Below are 22,443 nucleotides of genomic sequence, written 5' to 3' on the forward strand. Positions count from 1 at the left end.
CCCCGCCTCAGAGACCGACCGCGACGGTCGCCGCGAGCTCCCGGCAGGCCTCCAGCTCCGCCGGGCCGGGCGCGCCGGTGAGGCTCAGCGGCGCGGCCACCTGCTTCCAGCGCAGGGCCCCGGTGATCCGCTCGATGCTGCGCAACGCGCCGGCGGTGTCGTCGTTGCCGTGCACGTAGACCCCGAACGGCAGGCCGGCCGTCGCCTCCAGGCAGGGGTAGTAGACGGTGTCGAAGAAGTGCTTGAGCGCCCCCGACATGTAACCGATGTTCGCCGGGGTGCCCAGCAGCACCCCGTCCGCGGCGAGCAGGTCGGCCGCCCCGGCCGAGAGCGCCGGCCGGAGGGTCAGCTCGATGTCGTCGACGAGGGCGGCGCCCTCCCGGACCGCTTCCAGCACTGCCTGCAGCGCCGGCGAGGGGGTGTGGTGGACGACGAGGAGACGGGCCATACCGGCATTCTCGATCCTGACCGACCCGAGGCACCACCGCCGCCCGCCGGGTGTGAGAGTGGTGGCGTGCATCTGGTGCTCGAGTACGTGCTCGCCGAGGACTACCTGGAACGTCGCACCGCCCTGCGGGCCGACCACCTGGCGTTGGCGCAGGCGGCGCACGAGCGCGGCGAGCTGCTGCTGGCCGGCGCGCTGCCCGACCCGTACGACCGTGCGCTGCTGGTGTGGACGGCGCCGCGCGAGGCGGTGGAGCGGTTCGTGGCGCAGGACCCCTACGTCGCGCACGGCCTCGTCTCGGCATGGTCGATCCGGCCGTGGAACGTGGTCGTGGGCTGACCCGGCAGGTCAGCCGGCCGCACCCTCCCCGTCCGGACGCAGCTGCCGGTAGACGCGGGCCAGCTCGGGCAGCTGGACGTGGGCGTTGAGCCCGCTGGGGTTCGGCACCACCCAGGTCACGACGCCGCCCACGCGCTCGGGCTGACGGCCGGCGACCGCCTGGGGCCGGCCGAAGCCCTGCCGCCACGCCGTGATGCCCAGGACCGCGAGCACCCGCGGCCGGATGCGGGCCACCAGCCGCTCCAGCGCCTCCGCGCCGGCTCGCAGCTCCTCGACCGACAGCTCCGCGGCGGTGCGGCTCGGGCGGTCGACGACGTTGGTCACCCCCAGCCCGTACCGGAGCAGCTCGCGGTCCTCCTCGGGGCGCAGCAGCCGGGGGGTGAACCCGGCGAGGTGGATCGCCGGCCAGAACCGGTTGCCCGGCCGGGCGAAGTGGTGGCCGGTCTCCGCCGACATCAGCGAGGGGTTGATCCCGCAGAAGAGCACGTCGAGGCCGGGCGCGACGACGTCGGGCACCGGTTTGGGGTACGGCTGCCCTGCGGCGGGCGGGAGGGCGGGCACGGCCCCATCCTGGTCGCTCGCGCGGCCCGCCCGGTCAGCGGTAGGTGAGCAGGTGCCGCCGGTCGCCGGTGACGTGCGCGTGGTCGTTGAACGCCAGCAGCGACAGGCCGGAACCACCCGCCACCACCGAGGTGATCCCGACGTTCACGGCGGCCCGGTTCAGCGCCACCACACCCCCGTCCCGGGCGCCCAGCAGGCCGGCCACCACAGCGGCGATCACCCCGGCGGAGCTGACGACGACCGCGTCACGCCCCCGGGGCAGGCCGGCGGCCAGCCCGCCGACGGCCGCGAGGGCCCCGCTGGAGAAGGCCGGCCAGCCGTCGGCGTCACCGGCGGCGATCCAGGACCGCAGCGCGCTGTCGAGCAGCCGCTGCACCTGCCGCGACCCCGAGTCGCCGACCGCTCCCACGTCCCCCGGGTAGCGCTTCAACAGGTCGAGGTGGTCGTACTCGTCGAGGCGGGGGTCGACCTGCTCGGGGGCTGCCCAGCCGGCCGCCGCTGCCAGCAGCGCCGCGGTGTCCCGCTGCCGGCGCAGGGTGCCGGAGACGACCACCGGGTCGCGCAGGTCGCGCCGGCGCAGCTCCTCCCCCACGCAGCCGGCCTGCTCGCGACCGAGCTCGCTGAGCACGTCGTAGTCCTCGGCGCCGAAGGAGGCCTGCCCGTGGCGGACGAGGCAGATCAGCGGCATCCGGCCAGCCGTTCCGCGCGCTGGAGCAGGACGGCAGCGGCGATGCCGAAGTGCGCGAAGCGCGGGTTGGTCGTGTGCCCGGAGCGGTACCGCGCCCAGATCTGCTGGATGATCACCGCGAGCCGGAACAGCCCGAACACCTCGTAGAAGGTCCAGTTCGCCGGCTGCAGCCCGGTCCGGGCCAGGTACCGCTCGACGAGCCGCTCACGGGTCGGCATCCCGGGCAGGGTGCTCGGCTGCGTGGCGACCAGCCCGAACTCCTCGTCGTCGTCGGCCGTCACCCAGTAGGCCAGGGAGGCACCGAGGTCCATGAGGGGGTCGCCGACGGTGGCCATCTCCCAGTCGAGGACGCCGGTGATGCGCGGCGTGCCGGAGAGGTCGAGCACCAGGTTGTCCAGCTTCCAGTCCCCGTGCAGCAGACTGGCCCGCACGTCCTGCGGCTGGTGCGCCGCGAGCCAGGCCATCAGCTCCTCGGCCGGCGGTACGTCGTCGGTGAGCGCGTCCCGGAACCGCCGCGACCAGCCCTCGACCTGCCGGCGGACGTAGCCGGGGCCCCTTCCCAGGTCGGCCAGGCCGGCCTGGTCCACGTCGATGGAGTGCAGGTCGGCCAGGGTGTCGTAGGCGGTCTCCCCCAGCACCCGCGCCTGCTCCGGCGAGATCTCCACGCCCTCGGGGAGCTTCCGCCCCAGCACGACGCCGCGCAGCCGCTCCATCACGTAGAAGTCGCTGCCGATCACCGCCGGGTCCTGGCAGAAGGCGTGGATCTCGGCGACGACGTCCAGGTGCGGGCGCAGCCGCTGCTGCACCCGCACCTCGCGGCCCATGTCGTGCGCCGAGGCGGCCTTGTGCCCGTGCGGCGGCCGGCGCAGGACGAGCTCCAGGTCGCCGTAGTCGAGGAGGTAGGTGAGGTTGCTGGCCCCGCCGGAGAACTGCCGGACGGCGGGCGCGGAGCGCCCCTCGACCACCGGCACGCGGGGCCTCAGCCAGGCGTGCACGGCATCGACGTCGAAGACGTCCTCGGGGCGGACATCGCGCAGACCGCTCGTGTTCTCGCTCATCGCACCCATCCCACCACGGCCGCGGCGGCGGCCGTCCGGGGCGCCGCCGCCGCGGGTCGGCCGAGCCCGGGGCTGGTAGCGTCCCACGCGGGTCGAAGCTCCGGCCCGAGCAGCGCCGTCACGGGCGCCGCGGCGCCCCGGAGCTCCCCGTTCCAGGCACCGGGGGCCCGGGTGGGAGTTCCCCATGGGTCCGCACGACATCGCACTCCCCGCCCCCGAAGGTGGCCCGTTCCTCCTGTCGGTCGACCCGTCCGCGGCCCGGGTGACGGTCCACGGGGAGCTGGACCGGGAGCACGCGCACCTCGTCCTCGACGCCCTGGCGACGCTGTCCGTCGCGGACGGCACCCGCTGGACGCTCGACGCGGGCGGAGTGACCTTCTGCGACGCCGAGGGCCTGCGCGTGCTGCTGTCCGCACACTGCCTGGCGCGCGGTCGCGGCGCCCAGCTGGAGGTGCTGCCCAGCCCGTGCGTCCACCGGCTGGTGATCCTGGTGGGGCTCGACCAGTTGCTGGAGACGCCTCCTCCGCCACCGGCCGTCAGCGCCGACGTCGCGGAGACCCGGCGCACCCGCCGCTCGCTGGCCGCGGTGCGCGACCCCAACCGCCGGCGGTCGACCCCGGACCGGACGCCGTTCGTCAGCTGACCGGTGCGCCGCGGGTGGGCACACCGGGACCGTCACTGGACCGGCGCCTCCGGTGGCGGCAGCCGGTGCACGAGCCGCTCGTCGACCGACACGACACCGGCGACGCCGGTGAGCTCCCGGACGCTGCCGGGCGGCACGGAGCCGGTGATGATCCCGAGCCCGTCGAGCACCTGGTCCACCCGCATGCCGCGCGCCCGCAGCCCACGCACCACGCCGTCGAGCGCGGACAGGTGCCCGTCGTCCACGGTCACGCTGACCTGGGTCATGGCGCGCAGAGTACGCGGCGGCGACTCAGCGGGGGGCGACGGCGAGACCGCTACCGGCGTCGGCCGAGGGCTGGAGCAGCCGTTCGCTCTCCTGCAGCAGGGTGGCCCACAGCTCCAGGCCGCGCCGGCCGGTGGCCTCCGCCCACAGAGCGGCGACGCCGGCGACGTGCGGGGCGGCCATGCTGGTGCCGCTGATCGTCCGGTAGCGCTCGGGCATGGGCCAGGCCGAGTACACGTCCACACCGGGACCGGCGACGTCGACCTGCCCGCCGCGGCCGGGCAGGCTGCGCGCGGAGAAGTACGCCGTCTCCAGCGACCGGTCCACCGCTCCGACGGCCAGGACCTCGACGCTGTTGGCCGGGGCGCCGACGAAACCCGGGTCACCCGCCCGCCGGTCGGCATTGTTGCCCGCTGCCGCGATGACCAGCGAGCCCCGCTGGAGCGCGCGACGCCCCGCCGCCGAGTACGGCGGGTGGGCAGCCGCGACATCGGCCCCCAGCGACATGGAGACGACCGGGCAGCGGCTGGTCACCGCCCAGTTGATCCCGGCCAGGATGCCCGCGTCGGTGCCGCTGCCGTCGTCCCCCAGGACCTTGCCGGCGAAGACCTCGGCCGCGTGGGCGATGCCGTAGCGCGGCCCGGCGGGCGGCGTCGCCGGCCCGCAGGCGGTGCCGATGCAGTGCGTGCCGTGGCCGTGCCGGTCCTGGGCGTCCTCCCCGGCGACGAACGACCGGGCGATCACCGCCCGGCCGGCGAAGTCGGGGTGCGCGAGGTCGAAGCCGGTGTCCAGCACGGCCACCCGGATGCCGCGGCCGGAGTACGGGGAGACGTCGGCCCGCACGGCCTGCACCCCCCAGGTGGCCTGCGCGGTGTCCTCGAAGCGCGCGGCCGGCCCGGCGGGGCGCTCGTCCGCCGCGAGCAGCCGGCCCGCCAGGTCGGCCACCCCGTCCCGATAGCCCCGCGCGTAGCTGCCGGCGTCGGCGGGGAGCGCGTGGTGGACCAGCTCCGGCGACACGGAGAGGAACCGCCGGGCCGACGCGGCCTGCAGGTCGTCCAGCCGGGCGGGGCCGGCGACGACGGCGATGCCGAGCGCCGCGAAGACGGTGGCGCCCGCCTCGCGGAGGGTCTCCGGCGGCACGTCGCCGTCGGCGAAGTCCCGGGAGTCGGCGACGTCGCGCACCCCGGCCCGCGCCCAGTCGACGGGGACGTCGTCCTCCGGCGCGTCGGCGAACACGACGACCTGCCGGCCGGTGGTCCGCGGCGGCGGCAGGGCCGCCCCGGGCCGCACGCTGCCCTGGTCTCCCGGATCGGTCACTGCGCCTCCCCCGTCGGGACGTCACGGGGCGGCCGGGTGGCACAGCGCCCGCTCCTCGATCACCGGCCGTCGCGACCGGTCGACCCAGCGTGGCGGGAGGGAGCGGACCGGGCAACCCGGGGAGCGCCCGCCGGTCAGCCCTGGACGACCGCCGGGTCCATCCACATGACCTCCCAGACGTTGCCGTCGGGGTCGGCGAAGCTGGCGCCGTACATCGCGCCGTGGTCCTGGGCGGGCAGCCAGGGCTTGCCACCGGCCGCGATCGCGTCGGCGACCAGCCGGTCGACCTCCTCGCGGCTGCCGGCGGACAGGCAGGTCAGCACGGAGGTCGCCTGCGCCGGGTCGCCGACCTCGCCGGTGACGAAGTCGGCGAACCGCTCGCGGGTCAGCAGCATGACGTGGATGTTCTCCTCGATCGCATAGGAGACGCAGCGGTCGTCGGAGAACTGGTCGTTGCGCCGGAAACCGAGCGCTCCGTAGAAGGCGTCGGCGCGGTCGCGGTCGGCCACGGGCAGGTTCACGAAGATCATGCGCACGGTGAGCTCCTCCGGTTCGGGGCGGCCCGCCGTCGTCCGCGGCGGGCTCGTCAGCTAGGACGGGGCCGCCGCCGGGAACTCATCGGTGGGGATCCCGGCGCCCCACCCCGGACCGCGCCTCACCCCGGGGCGGCGGCCGGCCCCGGCCGGCCGGGGCCGGACCTCGCGCGGCCCCCCGATCTCGTGACCGTCCCCGCAGACCACCGCGACCCGCACCGGCGCGCCGCACTCGCGGTGCTCCAGCGCCAGCGGGGCCGGCCCGTCGGCGAGGTAGCGGTCGCCCCACTCCATGAGGGCCACCAGGGTCGGGTACAGGTCGCGCCCCTTGTCGGTGAGCCGGTACTCGTGCCGCTGGCGCTCACCCTCGGCCCGGTACGGCTCCCGGCTGAGCACCCCCTCGCGCACCAGGGTGGCCAGCCGGTCGGTCAGGACCGCCTTGGGCGCCCCCAGGGCCTGCTGGAGGTCGGCGAACCGGCGGACACCCAGGAACGCCTCCCGCAGGACGAGCAGGCTCCACTTCTCCCCCACCACGGCGAGCGTGCCGGCGACGGAGCAGCGGGACCGGTCGAACGAGGCGTCGCTCACAGTGTGAGCATAACCATGCTGGGTTCACTTGCCGAACTTCGCGTCGAGGAGCAGAGTTCGTGGTGCGAACCCAGGAGGCGGACGGTCTCCGGCCGGCCCGCCCGGCCCCCTGCAGCGCTCGCACCACCACCGCTGCTCCGGAAGGACCCGCCATGACCAGCCTCCGCACCGTCCTCGCCCGCCGGCACGCCGTCCGCGCGCACCTGCGCGACGAGCGGGCGCTGGCCCGGGCGCTCGCCACGGCCCCGACGCTCGAGTCCGCCCACGAGATCGCCGCGCTGGGCGCCCGCCGCTGATCACACCGGCGCTCCCGCCGTCGCGGGGGCGCCGCCGGTGCACGGCCCGGTGAGGTGGCGGTCGCGCGACCTCACCGGGCCGCCTGCCGTGCGCCACGGGATCAGCCGCGTACCTCCACCCGGCTCGCGTCGAGGTACGGCTCCCCCTCCCACCCGGCGTAGGCGTCATCGGGCAGATCGGTCCCCAGCTCTTCCTCCAACGCCACCAGCTCGAACTCCGCCGCCGGCTCGGCGGCCAGCGCCACGCGCTCGCCGGGCCGGAGGTCGGGCAGCTCCTCGTCCGCGATGACCAGGATCGGCTCGACGTCGTCGCCGGTCAGGGTGAAGGCCACCGGCGAGACGATCCGCTCCACCTCGCCGAGGAGCGTGACCTCCAGGCCGTCGTAGGCCTCGAGGTCCTCGCGGAAGGCGGCGGTGTACTCGCCGTCGTACGGGTCCTCGAGGTCGTCGGAGGCCCGGACGTCGACGTCGGCCGCCGTCGTGTCGTCCACGTCGTCCTCACCGCAGCCGCCGAGGACGCCCCCGGCGAGGGCGGTGGCCAGCAGGACGGTGGTCACGCGACGGTGGGACCCCAGGCCCCGGCGCATCACCGGGATCCCCCGTGCCGCGAGGCGGGATCGGCGGCAGGCGCCACGGAACTGGGCCAGCTGGTCGTCATGGCGGGTGTCCTCTCCGGCTCCGGTGCCGCCGCGGGGTTCCGCGGCGGAGCCTCCGGTTGCTGCCCCATGCGGCACGCGCCCTCCCCCGTGCGGGCCGTTCGTCACCGCATCGCAAAACGCTGCGGGCGCAGCGCCGTGCCGGTGTTGCAGGGACGTCACACGGACCTCCCGCGGCCGGGCGGTGCGGAGGTCGTGGCGACGGGCGGCCGGATCGGGCGGTCCAGGGTCGGAGCCCGGGCCGCGCCGTCGGGGTGCCCCGAGGCGGACGCTGCATGGTCGGAGGGTCAGGCCGGCCCCGGGACGTCCCACTCCCACCCGGCGTCCTCGACCAACCGGCGCAGGCGGGCGCGACGCCCGGCGGCCCGATCGACGGCCCCCTGCCACGCGTGCGCGTCGACGAGGGGCACGCCCGCCGCGGCCAGCCGGTCGGTGCACGGTGGTGGCGGCGGTCCCCCGTCGTCCGGGACCACGGGGTGGTCGCTGCCCGCCGTGGACAGGTACCGGTCGATCACCCGGCGCACCGGGGCGACCGCCGCCACGGGTGGGCGCACCGGCGCGGCGACCGCGGACTCGAGCAGGAGCAGCGCGTCGTCGAGCCGGGCGATCGCGAGCGGAGCGGCGGCCTCGGGGCGGCGGCTCCGGAAGAAGTGCAGCACCGGGTAGGCCAGGTGCTGCTCCGCGAGCGACGCCAGCTGCGCGGGCAGCTGGAGGAGCTGCTGGGTCAGCACGGGGCTGAACCGGTCGCCGTCCCAGCACCCGAGCACCATCTCCTCGGCGGTCCCGCCCTGCGCGTGCAGCTGGGTGGCCAGGGCGCGGCGGGAGACCACCGCCGACATCACCGAGAACAGGTAGGTGATGGCCAGGGTCATCAGCGCCAGCCCGCTGAATGCGGCGACGGCGGCGGCCACGCGCCAGGTCGGCGTGGTCGCGACGAAGTCACCGACCCCGAGCGTCGAGATCGCGGTGCCGGCGAAGTAGATGGTGTCCAGCACCGACGCCGGCCGGCGGGGATCGGCGTCCCCCACCGCCTCGGCGCCGAGGAACACCAGCGACCAGCCGGCCCAGAACAGCGTGACCCAGAGGACCACGGTGGTGACCATGAGCAGCGGCCCGGCTGCCGTGAGCTGCCTCGCCCGGCGCCCGTCGCTGCGCCGGTGCCGGCGCAGCAGCCGCCGCCACCCGCCGGTGAGCACCCGCCGGGTCAGCGGGCCGGCGCCCTCACCGATGGTGAGGGTCGTGGAGACCACGTCCCACGTCACCAGGGCGATGACCAGCAGACCCGTGCCGACCGCGACGACGGACGCGCCGGCGTTCACCGGCGACCGGCCGTCACGCCGAGGACCGGCCGGCTCCAGCCGGCCGGGCCGGGAACGGCCAGAGGGCGCTCCGTCCGCGGTGGCCGGGCGGACGGGGCCAGGGGAATCGGGAGCACGCTTCCTTCCTCACCGGCAGCACGGACGACCGGTCGTCCCGGTCCGGGTGACCAGCGGCGGGCCGGCCGACCCGGACGTCACGGAGTTGTCACCTTCGCGGCGCGGCAGCCGTGCTCCCCGCGAGCAGCACGGCCGGCTCCGTCACCCGGACGGGGCGGGGCGACTAGTTGCCCACCGCGCTGGGCAGACTGACCGGCATGTCCCGGTCGGTGCTGATCATCGAGGACGACCCCCGGATCCGGCGGATGCTGCAGATGACGCTGCAGCGCGAGGGCCTCGAGGTCACCGAGGCCGAGAGCGGCGAGGACGGGCTCGCACGGCTGGGCGAGCGGTCGTTCGACGTCATCCTGCTGGACCTGATGCTGCCCGGGAAGGACGGCTTCGAGGTGTGCCGCGAGATCCGGCGCTCCTCCAACACGCCCGTCATCATGGTCACGGCCCGGTCGGACAGCCACGACGTGGTCGCCGGCCTGGAGGCCGGTGCCGACGACTACGTCTCCAAGCCGTTCGTCGTCAAGGAGCTCTCCGCGCGCATCCGGGCCCTGGCCCGTCGTACCCGCGCCCCGGAACCGCGGGCACGGCTGACCGTCGGCGACGTGGAGATCTCGCCGGCGGAGGGCACGGTGGCACGGAACGGGCAGCTGCTGAACCTCACCCGCACGGAGTTCCGGCTCCTCTGCGAGCTCGCCGCCGAGCCCGGTCGGGTGCTCAGCCGCGAGGAGCTGCTCGAGCGCGTCTGGGGGTACGACTACTTCGGCGACTCCCGGCTGGTCGACGTCCACATCCGCCGGCTCCGGAAGAAGATCGAGCCCGACCCGGGGAACCCGACGCTGGTGACGACCGTCCGGGGCATGGGCTACCGGGTTCCCGGGTGACCGCCCTCGCCCCTCCTGAGCCCCCCGGGCGCACCCCGTGGGGCCCGCGCACCCTCCGGGCCCGGGCGACGGCGGCCTTCACCGCGGTGACCCTCGTGCTCTCCTCGGTCGTGGCGGTCGCGGTCTGGGTGGCGGTCTCGCAGTTCCTGCTCCTGCAGCGCGAGCGGGTCACGCTCGTGCAGACCGCCGACAACGCGGCCCAGGTCCAGCGCTCCCTGGCCACCGAGGGGCTGAGCGTCGCCCAGGTGCTCGCCCAGCTCCCGCGGGAGACGGGGTCGACGTCCCTGCTGGTCGACGCCGGCGCCTGGACCACCACGTCGTTGCTCGTGGGCCGCGACGACCTGCCGGAGGAGCTGCGCGCAGCGGCCGAGGCAGGTACGCCGGTCCGGCAGCGGATCGAGGTGCACGGCGAGACGGTGATGGCCGTCGCGGTGCCGCTCGCCGAGCTCGGATCCGCCTACATCGAGGTCTTCCCGCTGGTCGAGCTGGACAAGACCTACCGGGTGCTGGCCACCGTGCTGGCCGTGTCGGTGCTCGGCTCGGTGCCGCTCGCCCTGGTGGTCGGCTGGTGGGTCACCGGGCCGGCGCTGCGCCCGCTCGACCGCATCTCCGCCGCCGCGGCGGCCGTCGCCGCCGGCGCGCTCGAGACCCGCATCGATCCGCGGGGCGACCCGTCGCTGGCGCCCATCGCCACCTCGTTCAACCAGACCGCCGAGGCGCTCGAGCAGCGGGTGCGCAGTGACGCCCGGTTCGCCGCCGACGTCAGCCACGAGCTCCGGAGCCCGCTGACCACGATGCTGGGGGCGCTGCACCTCGTCGAGGCCACCGCCGACCCCGCGGACGAGGAGCAGGCCGAGGCCCTGGGCCTCCTGCGCTCGGAGGTGGAGCGGTTCGAGCGCCTGGTCGCCGACCTGCTGGAGATCTCGCGCGCCGACGCCGGGAGCGCCGACATCGCCGTCGAGCCCGTGCAGCTGTCCGCCCTGGTCCGGGAGGTGGTCGGACGCCACCGGCTGGACGGCACGGTCACGGCGCTGCTGACCGTCGACCCCGACGCCGAGGAGGCGCTGGTGCACGCGGACAAGCGCCGGCTGGAACGCGTGCTGGGGAATCTCCTGGACAACGCCGACAAGCACGCCGGGGGCGTCACCGGGGTCGCGGTGACCCGCGCCGGCGACGTCCTCCGGGTGGCCGTCGACGACGCCGGTCCCGGCGTTCCCGAGGCCGAGCGCGACCGCATCTTCGAGCGGTTCGCACGGGGGGCGGGCAGCGTCCGCACCCGCACGGAGGGAGCGGGCCTCGGCCTCGCCCTGGTCGCCCGGCACACACGGATGATGGGCGGCGCGGTGCACGTGGAGGGTCGTCCCGGCGGTGGGGCCCGGTTCGTCGTGGAGCTGCCCGTGGGAGCCGCCTCGTGAAAGCGCTCGCCGTCCTGCTCAGCGTGCTCGTGGCGCTGCTCACCGGTTGCGGCGTCGGGCCCCAGCCGCGGCCCGAACGCGTCGCGGTGCCCGCCGCGACGGCGGACAGCCCGGCGCTGCCGACCGACGGCGCCGGGCCGGAGGTCGTCGTCTACTTCGTGCACGGCGCCGAGCTGGCCCCGGTCCCGCGCGCGGCGCAGGCCGCGACCCCGGGGAGCATCCTGGCCCTGCTGGCGGCCGGCCCCACCCGGGGGGAGGTCATCGGCGGGCTGCGCACCGCACTGGCGCCGCAGTCCATCGCGGTGGACGAGGGCCTGCCCGGTGGCATGACGTCGGTGAGCGTGACCGAGGAGTTCGCCAGGATCACCGGCGGCAACCAGCTGCTCGCCGTCGCCCAGGTGGTCTGGACGCTGACCGAGCTGCCGGGGACCGGCCAGGTGCGCTTCCTGCTGGACGGCAGGCCGGTGGAGGTCCCCACCGACGGCGGGCTGTCCGACGGGCCGGTCGGCCGCGACCAGTACCGCTCGGTCGCCCCGTCCGGCAGCCCCGATCCCTCCACCCCTGCGACCCCCGGCGAGGACTGACCCCGTGAGCGACCTCCACCCCGTCCAGCGCCAGTGGCGGTGGATGCGCCGCGCCCTGTGGCCGATCCCGCTGCTGGCGGTCGTGCTCGCCGTCGGGCTCGGTATCGCGATGCCGTTCCTCGACGGTTTCCTCGGCACGGGCGGCCCGGCGTCACCCCTGGGCTTCGTGTTCGGCGGTGGCCCGGCGGCCGCCCGGGACCTGCTGGCCGCGATCGCCGGCTCGCTCATCTCGGTGACCGGTGTGATCTTCTCGCTCACCGTCGTGGCGCTGCAGCTGGGCAGCAGCCAGTACTCGCCGCGGCTGCTGCAGACCTTCGCCACCGACCGCGTCGTCCAGTTCACCCTCGCTCAGCTCACCGGCACCTTCGTCTACGCGCTCACCGTGCTGCGCACCGTCCGGACGGCGGAGGCCGCGACCGGTGAGAACTCGTTCGTCCCCCGGGTGTCGATCACGCTGGCGTTCCTGTTCGCCTTGGGCAGCGTCGTGGCCCTGGTCGTCTTCCTCGGGCACCTGGCGCGCACGCTGCGGGTCGAGACCATGCTGCGCGACGTGCACGACGAGGCGACCCGGGCGATCCGGGGCGTGGACGACGACCGGCTCGAGCACGACACCGGCATTCCCGAGAGCCCGGGCTCGGTGATCGAGGCGACCGGGAGCGGCTTCGTCGTCGACCTCGACGTCGATCAGCTCGTACGGGCGGCCCGGGACGCCGACGCCGTCATCGGCCTCTCCCCCCGCATGGGCGACGCCGTCGTCGCCGGCACACCGCTGGCCGAAGTGTGGTCGCCGGCCGGAGATCCGGCCGGCGACCTGGACCCCCTGCGCGACGCGGTCAACCGCGGCGTGCGGCTGTCCTACGAGCGCACCCCCGACCAGGACGCGGCCTACAGCCTCCGCAAGATCGTCGACATCGCGGGCCGCGCCCTCTCCCCGGGCATCAACGACCCGACGACCGCGGTGCACGCCCTGTCCCACGTCTCCGCGCTGCTCGCCGACCTCCTCCCCTGCCGCAGCACCGTGCGGTCGTGGCGCGACGACGACGGCACGGTGCGGCTGCTCGTGCCGCGGTGGACCGCCCAGGAACTGCTCACCGTCGGCCTGGAGGAGCCCCTGCAGTACGCGTCGGGGCAGCCGGCCGTCCTGCGCCGGATCGCCGGCCTGCTGCAGGAGGTCGCGTGGCGGGTGCGCGGGGAGGACCTCGACGACGCCCTGCGCGCACTGCTCGACCGGTGCGTGGACTCGGCGCTGGAGAGCACCGCGATCGACAGCCGGGAGACGAACGCCTGGCGGTCGGCCGTCGAGGACGCGCTGGAGGGGCGCTGGTCGCCGGCCCGGCGGCTCAGCCCCCGACCGGGGCCGCCGGGTGGGCCGACCGGGTGACCGCCGGGTCGAGCGGCGTCTCCCACGCCGTGGCCGCCCGCCCGGCGCTGCGGCGCACGACGCCGCGGTGTCCCGTCAGGCCTGGGCAGCGCGGGATATCTCGTCGGCCCCCGCGATCCCCCCGAGGGCGGAGCCGCTGCCGTACTTCTTCGCCGGGATGACGCTCATCGAGCCGTCGCTCTCCAGCACGACCGCGGCCACGTCGGACAGGTCACCGGACCCCGAGGAGCGGACGGCCTGCCGGATCTCGTCGATGCCGACCCGTGACTCCCGCATCTGGTCCGGCAGCGGCTGCCCGTTGCGCAGCACCAGCGTCGGCCGGGAGGTGACCACGCCTCGGAGGGCCGGCCAGCGCACCGTCAGCCAGGCGACCACGAGCTGCAGCAGGGCGAGCAGCCCGAGCGCGACCGCACCCTCGGTCCAGGCGACGTCGCTGCTGAGCAGGATGGTGGCCAGCGTGGAGCCCAGCGCCACGGTGACCACCAGGTCGAAGGCGTTGAGCTTGGTCAGCGTCCGTTTCCCGCTGAACCGCAGGACCACCACCACGGTGACGTACGCCGCTGATCCCACCAGCAGCACTCGGAGGACACCGGACCATTCGTCGAACCACATGGGGTCCCCCTACCCCGCAGACCCCTGCGACGACTCAGCGCTCTGCGCACCGGCGTCCCGCTGCCCGCCGGTGGCGCCGCGGTACAGCCGCCGGCCGAGCGTGGCGGTCAGCCCGTGGGCGAGCGTGCTGGCCGCGACCACCAGCGAACCGGCCGCCAGCACGACCGGGTCGATCGCGAGCCGCTCCGACTCCAGCGTCAGGTAGAACAGGGCGGAGATCCCGATGGGACCGAACCAGCCCAGGTAGGCGGCGTCCGGCGGCGCCAGGCCCAGCCCACGGCGCAGCAGGTAGATCACCGGTGGCCGGCGCAGCAGCAGGATCAGCGCCGCGAAGAGCACCCCGGACCAGCCCAGTTCCCGCCACTGCGCCCACGGCAGCAGCGCACCGAACGCCACGAAGAGCGGGAGGACGACGAACCGGTTCACCGCCTCGTCGATCCGGACGTCCGCCACCCGCTCCCGTCCCGTGCTCACCGCGTTGAAGGCGAGACCACAGACGAAGACGGCCAGGATCCCGTCGATGTGGATCAGGCCCCCGATGCCCAGGACGGCGAGGGCCAGCACCACCGTGAACACCAGTTCGGGGCCGGGGTCGGTGGCCCCGTGGTCGGCCCCCGCGCGCAGCGCCCGGCCGCCCAGCCAGCCGAGCAGGGCGCCGAGCAGGACGGCGCCGGCGACCTGCCAGAGCGACTCGAGCAGCGCCTCCCCCAACGAGAGGGGGCCGGCGAGCGCGACCGCCACCAGGACCAGCGGCAGGGCCAGGCCGTCGTTGGCACCGGACTCCAGGGAGAGCACCTGCCGGTCGCGCCCGGGCAGGTCCTCCTCCGCGGGCTTGCCGGTCACCACGTTGGAGGCCAGCACCGGGTCGGTCGGCGCCAGCGCGGCACCCAGCAGCGCGGCGACCCCGAGCCCGAGGCCCAAGGTGGCCGCGGCCAGCCCGGTGCTGACCAGGGCCATCACCGGCATCACCACGGCCAGCAGCAGCAGGACCGGCCGCCAGCGGGCCCGTGCCTCACGGGCCGGGTAGCGGAGCGCCACCGACATGACCGAGACGGCGAGCAGCATCCGGGTGGCGGTGTGCAGCCAGCCGTGGTCCTCGAGCAGGTCCGGCAGCGGCAGGAGGCCGAGCACGGCGGGGCCGAGGACGACGCCGATCGCGAGCGCCAGGAGCGGTTCGCTGATCGGCAGCCGGCGGATGCGGTCCGACCAGGCGGCGGCGACGAGCGCGAGTGCGCCCGCCGCCGCCAGCAGGACGTCGACGGTCACCGGGAACCCCCGGGAGAGGTGCGCGTCGCCCGCATGGTGGTCAGCCCAGGCTGGCGATGAGCTCCCGGCACGCCGTCTCGCAGCGGCGGCACGCCTCGGCGCAGACCCGGCAGTGCTCGTGCATCTCGGCGTGGCTCGCGCACTCGTCACCGCAGGCCTTGCACGCGGCAGCGCAGGCCTCGAGCACGGCCCGGGTCAGGTTGGCGTCGTAGCCGGTGTGCCGGGAGAGCACCCGGCCGGTGGTGTCGCAGATGTCGGCGCAGTCGGTGTTGCTGCGGATGCACTTCGTGAGCTCGGCGACGGAGTCCTCGCTCAGGCAGGCGTCGGCGCACGCGGTGCAGGCCTGGGCGCACTCGAAGCAGGCCTCGATGCACTCCAGGAGCTTCTGCTTGTCCACCCCGCCGAGGTCCTTGGGGTACGTGTCGAGCATCTGGGCGGCGACGGTCACGTCGGCCTCCTTCGCTGGGTCGTCGGCCCGGGCCGCGGTCGCGCCCCGGGGGCTCTCGCCGGCGGGAGCCCTACCCGCGCCCCGACGCCGGGCACACGTGCCGCCCGTGACGATCCCGTGACGGACCCGCTGGTGGGACCCGCGAACCCCCCGGCCGGCCGGTCAGCCGCGTTCGGCGGGCTCGCCCTCCGGCGCCGTCTCCGAGGTGTCGCGCAGGAAGAGGTACCAGTAGGACGTCGCCACGAAGATGACCGCACCGACCAGGTTGCCCGCCCCGGCCAGCAGCCAGTTCAGCGCCGTGTCGTCCCAGCCGACGTCGGGGACGCCGGCGAAGATCGCCGCGGGCAGGAAGAACATGTTCGCCACGACGTGGTCGAACCCCATCGCCACGAAGGCCATGATCGGGAAGAAGATCGCCAGGATCTTGCCCGACACCGACGTCGCCGCCAGCGACATCCACACCGCGAGGCAGACCAGCCAGTTGCAGCCCACCGCGCGCAGGAAGGTCTGCCACGGCGACTCCCCCAGCGCCTTCCCCTCGGCGATGGAGGCGAGGCGTTCGTAGGTCAGCCCGGCGGTCCCGACGGCGTCGGCGTCCCCGATCACGCCGGTCTCGACGGCGAGGAAGAAGGCGACGAACAACGCGCCCAGCAGGTTGCCGAACAGGACGAGCGTGAGGTTGCGGACCACGTCGGTCACGGCGAGCTTGCCGTGCATGGCGCCCATCGGCACCAGCAGCATGTTCCCGGTGGCCAGGTCGGAGCCGGCGATCAGCACCAGCACGAGGCCGAGGGTGAAGGTGGCGCCGGTGAACAGGGTCGGCAGCGTGCCCCACGTCTCTGGGTCCAGGCCCGCGGAGACGGTGATCGCCACCAGGCCGCCGAAGGCGATGTAGGCCCCGGCGAGGAAGGCGCTGACCAGCACCCGGTCCCAGGTGCGGCCCACCTTCTTGGCGCCCATCGCGGTGGCGACCTGGGCCATCTCCTTCGGTTCACGTGCCGCCATCGTCACCCTCCGGTCGGTGGTCGCCGCTGAGGGCAGCCTCCCGCCCGGCAGGAGCCGCGGCAACCCGGGTCGCCGGGCCGCGGCAGGTCGGAGCAGCCGCTGCCGACCCGGATCGTTCAGCGCAGCCGTACGGGCCCGGCGTCGATCGGGGTGCGGAACAGGACGTAGGGCCTGCGTCGCTGGTCCTCACCACCGCGGTACGTGGACTGCCGGTGGAGCTGGTTGGCCGTCACGTAGAGGTGGCCGTCGGCGGCCACGCTCAGGGTGTCGGGCCACAGCAGCCGCGGGTCGTGCACCACGGTCTCCCACGACCCGTCGGGCAGCCGGCGGTGGATCGCGTCGTGCTCCCCGTCGGTGACGTAGAGCCGCCCCGCGTCGTCGGTCTCCAGGCCGTCGCTCACGCAGCCCTTGTCCCCCTCGTCCCGCACCGTGGCGGCCACCGCGTCGTCGTCCCGGCCACGGTCGACCAGGGCGTCCACCGCGACGCTGTACCAGCTGCGGCCGGCGAGCGGGCAGTAGTACAGCCGGCTGCCGTCGGCGGCGAGGGCGATGCCGTCGGCGCCCATCGTGACCGGTGAGACCTCGCCGTCGGGCGAGCGCTCGGCGAACTCGACGCCCTCGACCACCATCCGCAGCTGCGGCGGGGTGCCGGCCTTCGTCGTCGGGTGCTCGTGCAGCCGCCGCCAGCTCTCCCCGGACGCCAGGTCGACGACGACGATGCCGTTCGGGCCCTGGTCCGAGGAGTCGGTGATGAACGCGTACCCCGCCTCGCCCCGGTGCAGGTCGAACCGCACGTCGTTGAGGTACGTCGTCGGCAGCGCCACCTCGGTCGGGAAGAGGATCACCCGCTCGACGGTGTCGCTGGTCAGGTCGACGCAGACCAGTTTCGGCCCCCCGTGCTCGGTGGGCCGGAACATCGGGCTGCCGGTGTCCAGGAGCCACAGCCGGTCGGCCGGGTCGACGACGACGCTCTGCACCGAGACCAGGCGCTCGGGGTCGGCGTCGGAGCGGTTGTCGTTGAGCTCCTGCGACGGGTAGGCGACCGCCTGCCCGTCCCGGAGCTCGCCCACGGTGAACCCGACGTCGTCACCCCACTTCGGGTAGCAGACGAAGATCCGCCCGCCGTGCGAGACGGTGACGCCGGTGGGCATGGCGTCGTGGAAGAGGTGCACGACCTCCAGCTCGCCGACCGGCTCGTCGACCGCCAGCCGCAGCGCCGCCGTCGTCACGCCGTCCCGCCGCTGGTGGGTACCGCCCCCACCGCCGGCCGGGCCGCCCCGAAGGCGCGGACGAAGTGCCGCGCGGCCTCCTGCTGGGCCTGCTCGGCCTTCTCCAGCACCGCGGCGGCGCCGAAGAACTCGTGCATGACGCCCTGGTAGTGGCGGTGCGTGGTCGGCACGCCGGCGGCCTCCAGGTTCTGCGCGAACTGCTGTCCCTGGCTGCGCAGCACGTCCCGCTCGGCGGTGATCACCAGCGTCGGCGGCATCAGCGCGAGCTCGTCGCGGCCCCACCCCAGCAGGTCGACCCGCGGGTCCTTCGCCCCGTCGGGCTTCCCCTCGAACGCGTGCATCGCCATCCAGGAGAGCAGCGGCCGGTCCAGCGGCCGCGCGTCGGCGGCGTCCTCCATCGACTCACCGACCTGCTCGCCGGTGGTCAGCGGGTAGACGCAGACCGCCGCCGACGGCACCGGCTCGCCTGCCCGGGCGAGCTGGAGGACCGTGGCAGCGGCCATCGTGCCGCCGACCGACTCCCCGCCGATGCCGATCCGGGTCGCATCGCCGCCGAGTTCGGCGGCGTGCTGCACCACCCACCGGTAGGCAGCCAGGACGTCGTCGTGCGCCGCGGGGAAGACCGCCTCGGGCGCCCGCCGGTAGTCCGGGCTGACCACCATCGCGCGGGCCTTGTTGGCGAGACCTCGGCAGGAGGCGTCGTAGGTGTCGATGTCGAACAGCACCCAGCCGCCGCCGTGGATCCACATGATCACGGGCAGGGGCTCGCTGCCGGAGTCGACGGGCTTGTAGACCCGCATGCGCTGCTGCCCGCCGGCGGCGTCGGGGATCACGATGTCCTCCACCGACCCGACCGGCTCCGGGCCCTCGAGGCCGTTGTCGGCCATGACCTTCGCGACCGCGTCGTCGGGGCCGGGCTGGGAGCGGGCCTGGTCGGGCTCGAGGATCTCGAACGGCAGCGGGCCGAGGGAGGAGTGCGCGTCGACGATCGCCTGGGCCTGCGGGTCGAGCAGGCCGGAGGCGTCGGTGGCCATCTCCTTCTGCTTGCCCGAGAGCAGGTCCCGGACGTGGTCCAGCGGCTTGGCGAGCATGCCGGCGATGCGCTCGGCGATGCCCTCGTCGGGGGCGTGCGGATGCGGCCGGGTGGGCGCCATCCGCTTGGCGGCCAGGAACTCCTCGCCCAGCTGCGCCATGCGCTCCGGGCCGGCCTTGCGGCGGAACTCCGGCAGCTCCTCGTCCTCCTCGTCGTGCACGTGGTGGCGGACGACGCCCATCAGCTTCGCCAGCGCCTGCTCGAACTCGTCCTCGCCGGGCTCGGTGCGGCCGAGGACGACGAGCAGCTCCTTGATCTCCTGGTGCTCGTGCTCGGCGTCGTCGTGCTCGTCGGTCATGCCCAGCTCGGGCCAGATCGGGTAGAGCACGGTCTCCTCGGCGAAGGCGTGCAGCGCCAGCTCGAAGGAGATCTGGTCGACCAGCACCCGGCGGTTGCCGCGGCCGGCCTCCAGGTGCTGGAACTGCCGCTCGACCACCGCGTGGTCGTCGGCGATGAGGTGGTCGATGTCGCCGGGCAGGGTCGGGTAGTCCAGGGCCACGGGGGCCTCCCACGTCTCTCCGTCATGTGCAACCGGTCGTCCGGCTCCTACCCGTGGCCGGTTGCGGGCACGCGTGCCGACGGGTCTTCCTGACCGCCGGCGCCGGGCCCGCCCGTGGCGGTCCCGGCCCGGGGCGGCACCGGCACGGTCTGCAGATCGGCCGCGACGACGACGTCCCCGCCGAACACCGCCCCGGCCTCGTCGGCGAAGCGGCGCGGGTCGTCGTACCGCTGGGAGAAGTGGGTCAGCACGAGCGTCCGCACCCCGCAGTCGGCGGCCACGGTGGCGGCCTGGCGGGCGGTGAGGTGGCCGTACTCGCGGGCCAGCCGCGCGTCGGCGTCGAGGAAGGTGGACTCGATGACCAGGAGGTCGGCGCCCTCGGCCAGCCCCCAGACGGCGTCGCACAGCCGGGTGTCCATCACGAACGCGAACCGCTGCCCCGGCCGCGGCGCGCTGACCTCCTCGAGGTGCACCACCCGGCCGTTCCGCGTCAGCGAGCCGAGCCGCTGCAGCCGGCCCACGTCGGGGCCGGCGATGCCGTGCCGGGCGAGCCGGTCGGGCAGCATCCGGCGCCCGTCGGGCTCCACCAGGCGGTAGCCGTAGGTCTCGACCGGGTGGTCCAGCCGCCGGGCGACGAGCGTCCCGAAGCCGCCGGCCGCGACCGTCCCGTCGCCGGCCACGGGCAGCTCGGGGACGTCGAGCACGTCGTGGAACACCGAGGCACGGCGCAGCCGGTCGAACCACGGCCGGCCGCCGGCCGGGAAGTGCACCGGGACCGGGTGCGCCACCCGGTCCAGGTTCATGCGCTGCAGCACGCCGGGGAGCCCCAGGCAGTGGTCACCGTGGAAGTGCGAGACGCAGATGCGGGTGATCGCGCTGCTGGGCACCCCGGCGAGGAGCAGTTGCCGCTGCGTGCCCTCGCCGGGGTCGAACAGGAGACCCTCGCCGTCCCAGCGCAGCAGGTAGCCGTTGTGGTTGCGGTCGCGGGTCGGCGCCTGGCTCGAGGTGCCGAGGACGACGAGTTCACGCGCCGACACCGCGACTCCTCAGGACGGGTCGGCCGGCTCCTGGCCCATCGCCTCGTCGACGGAGGTCTCCCCGCCGGTGCGGCCGCCGCCGGGGCGGGCCGGGTCGTCACCCACGCTGGCGTGCGAACCCTCGTCGGTCGGCTCGGCCTGTCCCTGGGTCTTCGGGTCGGTCATCCCACGCTCCTTCCGTCGGTCCGGCGTCCGTGCTCCCATCGTGGCGGCGAACCGGCCCCGCCGCGATCCGGGACCGGCGGCGGCCCTCAGGACTGCCGCTGCAGCACGAAGTCGTAGCGCGACTCCAGCCACGGCACGTCGATCGAGCCGCCGTCGGGGGTGGCGCCCGGTTCCCGCTCCTCGAACGCCGTCACCAGCTCCTGCTTGGTCCCGAAGACGACGTCGCTGTCCAGGTACGGCGCACCCTCCTGGAACAGGTGGGTGATCAGCGGCTCGAAGCCCGGCACGTTGATCAGGAAGTGGATGTGCGCCGGCCGGAAGTGGCTGATGTCGGTCCGGGCGACCAGGTCGCCGACCGGGCCGTCCATGGGGATCGTGTAGCCCAGCGGCGCGATGGTGCGCACGCAGTACTCGCCGTTCTCCCCGGTCGTGTACTTCGCGCGCAGCCGGGCCTCGTCGACGTCGGGGAGCTGCGACTCGTAGGCGCCCTCGGTGTCGGCCTGCCACACGTCCAGGACCGCGCCGGCCACCGGCGCGCCGTCGAGGTCGGTCACCCGGCCGTGCAGGAACAGCGGCGTCCCGGGCAGGCCCTCGGACATGTCCTCGGCGTACCCGAGCTCGGGCGAGCCCTCGATGTGGAAGGGCCCCAGGACGGTGGCCGGGGTCGCGCGCGGGTCGAGGCGGTGGTTCATCTGGACGACCAGCATCGACAGCCCCACGACGTCGGAGGCGAGGATGAACTCCTCGCGCTTCTCGGTGCTGATCTTGCCGGTGGCGGTCAGCCACTGCACGGCGGCCATCCACTCGTCCTCGGTGAGCCGCACCTCGCGGGCGAAGTCGTGCAGGTGGCGCACGAGCGCCGTCATGACCTCGGCCAGCCGCGGGTCGCGGGCGGTGGCCCAGCGCTCGACGGCGAGGTCGGTGATGTTCTCCTCGGTGACCAGCTGCACGGTGTCCTCCTGCCGTCCGCGCGGCCGGGGCACCGGCCGCGCAACCTCGACCCCCGCGGCTCCCGCGGGGGCATGCTCGTTCAGGGCGTCAGCACGAGCCGGACGCCGGGGTCGCCGGTCGCCTGCCGCTGCCACGCGGCGGCGACGTCCGCGAGCGGCACCTGCTCGTGGGCGACGGACAGCCGGCCCGCCGCCGCCTCCTGGGCGATGGCGGTGACCGCCTCCGCACGCTCGGCCGGGGTCAGCGCGTTGTTCGTGTAGCCGAGCACGGACGCCGACTTCCCCCGCAGCACCGCCGAGGAGAACTCCGCGGTGTCCCCGGAGGCGCCACCCAGGTTCACCAGCCGCCCGCCGGCGGAGAGCGCCCGGGAGGCCGCGGTGGCCGCCGGACCGAAGACGGGGTCGACGACGAGGTCCAGCCGCCCACCGGCCGCGTCGGCGAACCGGGCGGCGAGCGTGTCGACGTCGGCATCGAGGGCCACCACCGCGTCGGCGCCGGCGGCGAGCGCCCGCTCGCGGGCCGCCGCGGACCGGGCCGCCGCCACCACCCGCCCGGCACCGAGCAGCCGGGCCGCGCCGACCGCCGCCTGCCCGACGGCCCCGCCGGCGCCGAGCACGAGCACGTGCTCGCCCGGGCGCAGGCCCCCGCGCCAGGTCAGCGACATCCAGGCGGCCACGGCGGAGAGCCCCAGCGCGGCCAGCGCGGCGTCCGGGACGTCGGCGTCCACCGGGACCAGGTCGCCGGCCGCCACGGCGCAGCGCTCCGCGAGGCTGCCGTCGCCGGGGGCCATGCCCGCGGCGGTGCTGAACCAGACCCGGGTGCCGGGGACGGCGCCGGGCCCGTCCTCGACCACGCCCATGCCCTGCACCCCGGGCACGTAGGGCACCGCGGGCCGCCCGAAGTAGGAGGTGCCCGACGCGCAGAGCAGGTCGAGCGGGACCAGGGGCGCCGCGGTCACGCGGACCACGGTGCTGTCGGCCCCGGGCACCGGATCGGGGTGCTCGCGCAGCTGCGGGGCCTCCCCCGGGGCGTGCAGGACGGCGGCGCGCACGGCCGGCC

At 75.2% G+C, this 22,443-nt stretch carries 27 protein-coding genes; 7 read left to right on the forward strand and 20 right to left on the reverse strand.

All coding sequences use genetic code 11. From position 1 onward, the window contains the following. Positions 1-7: 7 nt before the first annotated feature. Entirely contained in the window at positions 8-448 is a 441-nt protein-coding gene (locus ACI79K_RS17765) for an NAD(P)H-dependent oxidoreductase (RefSeq protein WP_456600357.1), read from the reverse strand. Between the two features lie 66 nt (positions 449-514). On the opposite strand from ACI79K_RS17765, the gene ACI79K_RS17770 reads away from it, so the two are divergent. Next, the gene (locus tag ACI79K_RS17770) at positions 515-784 is read left to right on the forward strand and encodes a YciI-like protein (protein WP_456589737.1); all 270 of its coding nucleotides are present in this window, start codon (positions 515-517) and stop codon (positions 782-784) included. Positions 785-793: 9 nt separating this feature from the next. Here ACI79K_RS17770 and mug read toward each other — a convergent pair whose 3' ends face one another. The 3 genes from mug to ACI79K_RS17785 are packed head-to-tail and all read right to left on the reverse strand — an operon-like array spanning position 794 to position 3,091. Beyond that, on the reverse strand, positions 794-1,345 hold the full coding sequence (mug, locus tag ACI79K_RS17775; protein ID WP_456589738.1) for a G/U mismatch-specific DNA glycosylase: 552 nt from the start codon (positions 1,343-1,345) through the stop codon (positions 794-796). A 34-nt stretch (positions 1,346-1,379) separates the two neighbouring features. Then, a complete protein-coding gene (locus ACI79K_RS17780; protein WP_456600358.1) occupies positions 1,380-2,033 on the reverse strand; it encodes a histidine phosphatase family protein in 654 nt (217 codons plus the stop codon). Further along, on the reverse strand, positions 2,024-3,091 hold the full coding sequence (locus ACI79K_RS17785) for a phosphotransferase family protein (RefSeq protein WP_456600359.1): 1,068 nt from the start codon (positions 3,089-3,091) through the stop codon (positions 2,024-2,026). Before ACI79K_RS17785 ends, ACI79K_RS17780 begins: the two co-directional genes overlap by 10 nt. 184 nt (positions 3,092-3,275) lie before the next feature. On the opposite strand from ACI79K_RS17785, the gene ACI79K_RS17790 reads away from it, so the two are divergent. Further along, positions 3,276-3,734, forward strand: a complete 459-nt coding sequence (locus ACI79K_RS17790; RefSeq protein WP_456600360.1) for an STAS domain-containing protein — start codon at positions 3,276-3,278, stop codon at positions 3,732-3,734. A 32-nt stretch (positions 3,735-3,766) separates the two neighbouring features. Here the strand turns inward: ACI79K_RS17790 and ACI79K_RS17795 are convergent, their stop codons facing one another. The 4 genes from ACI79K_RS17795 to ACI79K_RS17810 all read right to left on the reverse strand — a co-directional run bounded on the left by ACI79K_RS17795 (position 3,767) and on the right by ACI79K_RS17810 (position 6,436). After that, the gene (locus tag ACI79K_RS17795; protein ID WP_456589742.1) at positions 3,767-4,000 is read right to left on the reverse strand and encodes a hypothetical protein; all 234 of its coding nucleotides are present in this window, start codon (positions 3,998-4,000) and stop codon (positions 3,767-3,769) included. Between the two features lie 25 nt (positions 4,001-4,025). Beyond that, a complete protein-coding gene (locus ACI79K_RS17800; RefSeq protein WP_456600361.1) occupies positions 4,026-5,315 on the reverse strand; it encodes a S8 family serine peptidase in 1,290 nt (429 codons plus the stop codon). 134 nt (positions 5,316-5,449) lie between these two features. After that, the gene (locus ACI79K_RS17805) at positions 5,450-5,845 is read right to left on the reverse strand and encodes a VOC family protein (RefSeq protein WP_456589773.1); all 396 of its coding nucleotides are present in this window, start codon (positions 5,843-5,845) and stop codon (positions 5,450-5,452) included. 60 nt (positions 5,846-5,905) lie between these two features. After that, positions 5,906-6,436, reverse strand: coding sequence for a winged helix-turn-helix transcriptional regulator (locus ACI79K_RS17810; RefSeq protein ID WP_456600362.1), 531 nt, complete (start codon positions 6,434-6,436; stop codon positions 5,906-5,908). 152 nt (positions 6,437-6,588) lie between these two features. On the opposite strand from ACI79K_RS17810, the gene ACI79K_RS17815 reads away from it, so the two are divergent. Next, entirely contained in the window at positions 6,589-6,732 is a 144-nt protein-coding gene (locus tag ACI79K_RS17815) for a hypothetical protein (protein WP_456600363.1), read from the forward strand. 101 nt (positions 6,733-6,833) lie between these two features. On the opposite strand, the gene ACI79K_RS17820 is transcribed toward ACI79K_RS17815, so the two are convergent. Next, a complete protein-coding gene (locus ACI79K_RS17820) occupies positions 6,834-7,289 on the reverse strand; it encodes a hypothetical protein (protein ID WP_456600364.1) in 456 nt (151 codons plus the stop codon). Between the two features lie 386 nt (positions 7,290-7,675). Beyond that, the gene (locus tag ACI79K_RS17825; RefSeq protein WP_456600365.1) at positions 7,676-8,707 is read right to left on the reverse strand and encodes a potassium channel family protein; all 1,032 of its coding nucleotides are present in this window, start codon (positions 8,705-8,707) and stop codon (positions 7,676-7,678) included. A gap of 314 nt (positions 8,708-9,021) precedes the next feature. Here ACI79K_RS17825 and ACI79K_RS17830 point away from each other — a divergent pair, with 314 nt between their 5' ends. From ACI79K_RS17830 to ACI79K_RS17845, 4 genes are read left to right on the forward strand one after another with little or no spacing between them, the layout of a single operon-like run. Further along, complete coding sequence (locus ACI79K_RS17830; protein ID WP_456589749.1) at positions 9,022-9,699, forward strand: response regulator; 678 nt, start codon at positions 9,022-9,024, stop codon at positions 9,697-9,699. After that, positions 9,696-11,114, forward strand: coding sequence for an ATP-binding protein (locus ACI79K_RS17835; RefSeq protein ID WP_456600366.1), 1,419 nt, complete (start codon positions 9,696-9,698; stop codon positions 11,112-11,114). Before ACI79K_RS17830 ends, ACI79K_RS17835 begins: the two co-directional genes overlap by 4 nt. Beyond that, positions 11,111-11,698: a GerMN domain-containing protein gene (locus tag ACI79K_RS17840; protein ID WP_456600367.1), complete on the forward strand. Its 588-nt coding sequence runs from the start codon at positions 11,111-11,113 to the stop codon at positions 11,696-11,698. The genes ACI79K_RS17835 and ACI79K_RS17840 overlap by 4 nt, the downstream gene beginning before the upstream one ends. A gap of 4 nt (positions 11,699-11,702) precedes the next feature. Further along, on the forward strand, positions 11,703-13,079 hold the full coding sequence (locus ACI79K_RS17845) for a DUF2254 domain-containing protein (RefSeq protein ID WP_456600368.1): 1,377 nt from the start codon (positions 11,703-11,705) through the stop codon (positions 13,077-13,079). Positions 13,080-13,154: 75 nt separating this feature from the next. Here ACI79K_RS17845 and ACI79K_RS17850 read toward each other — a convergent pair whose 3' ends face one another. From ACI79K_RS17850 to ACI79K_RS17895, 10 genes are all read right to left on the reverse strand, one after another. Next, positions 13,155-13,691, reverse strand: coding sequence for a DUF421 domain-containing protein (locus ACI79K_RS17850; RefSeq protein WP_456589753.1), 537 nt, complete (start codon positions 13,689-13,691; stop codon positions 13,155-13,157). Between the two features lie 9 nt (positions 13,692-13,700). Then, on the reverse strand, positions 13,701-14,957 hold the full coding sequence (locus tag ACI79K_RS17855; protein WP_456600369.1) for a cation:proton antiporter domain-containing protein: 1,257 nt from the start codon (positions 14,955-14,957) through the stop codon (positions 13,701-13,703). Between the two features lie 40 nt (positions 14,958-14,997). Further along, positions 14,998-15,405, reverse strand: coding sequence for a four-helix bundle copper-binding protein (locus ACI79K_RS17860; protein ID WP_456589755.1), 408 nt, complete (start codon positions 15,403-15,405; stop codon positions 14,998-15,000). Positions 15,406-15,567: 162 nt separating this feature from the next. Then, positions 15,568-16,410, reverse strand: coding sequence for a formate/nitrite transporter family protein (locus ACI79K_RS17865; RefSeq protein WP_456589756.1), 843 nt, complete (start codon positions 16,408-16,410; stop codon positions 15,568-15,570). Positions 16,411-16,526: 116 nt separating this feature from the next. Continuing rightward, positions 16,527-17,639, reverse strand: coding sequence for an L-dopachrome tautomerase-related protein (locus tag ACI79K_RS17870; protein ID WP_456600370.1), 1,113 nt, complete (start codon positions 17,637-17,639; stop codon positions 16,527-16,529). Continuing rightward, positions 17,636-19,231 (reverse strand): alpha/beta hydrolase fold domain-containing protein, encoded by a 1,596-nt coding sequence (locus tag ACI79K_RS17875; RefSeq protein ID WP_456600371.1) that lies wholly within the window; start codon positions 19,229-19,231, stop codon positions 17,636-17,638. Before ACI79K_RS17875 ends, ACI79K_RS17870 begins: the two co-directional genes overlap by 4 nt. A gap of 47 nt (positions 19,232-19,278) precedes the next feature. Next, complete coding sequence (locus ACI79K_RS17880; RefSeq protein ID WP_456600372.1) at positions 19,279-20,268, reverse strand: ribonuclease Z; 990 nt, start codon at positions 20,266-20,268, stop codon at positions 19,279-19,281. Positions 20,269-20,277: 9 nt separating this feature from the next. Next, on the reverse strand, positions 20,278-20,433 hold the full coding sequence (locus ACI79K_RS17885) for a hypothetical protein (RefSeq protein ID WP_456589760.1): 156 nt from the start codon (positions 20,431-20,433) through the stop codon (positions 20,278-20,280). Between the two features lie 86 nt (positions 20,434-20,519). Continuing rightward, a complete protein-coding gene (locus ACI79K_RS17890) occupies positions 20,520-21,416 on the reverse strand; it encodes a dioxygenase family protein (protein WP_456600373.1) in 897 nt (298 codons plus the stop codon). A 47-nt stretch (positions 21,417-21,463) separates the two neighbouring features. Next, a complete protein-coding gene (locus ACI79K_RS17895; protein WP_456600374.1) occupies positions 21,464-22,435 on the reverse strand; it encodes a zinc-binding dehydrogenase in 972 nt (323 codons plus the stop codon). Between the last annotated feature and the right edge of the window lie 8 nt (positions 22,436-22,443).

Source organism: Blastococcus sp. SYSU DS0616 (assembly GCF_054051015.1).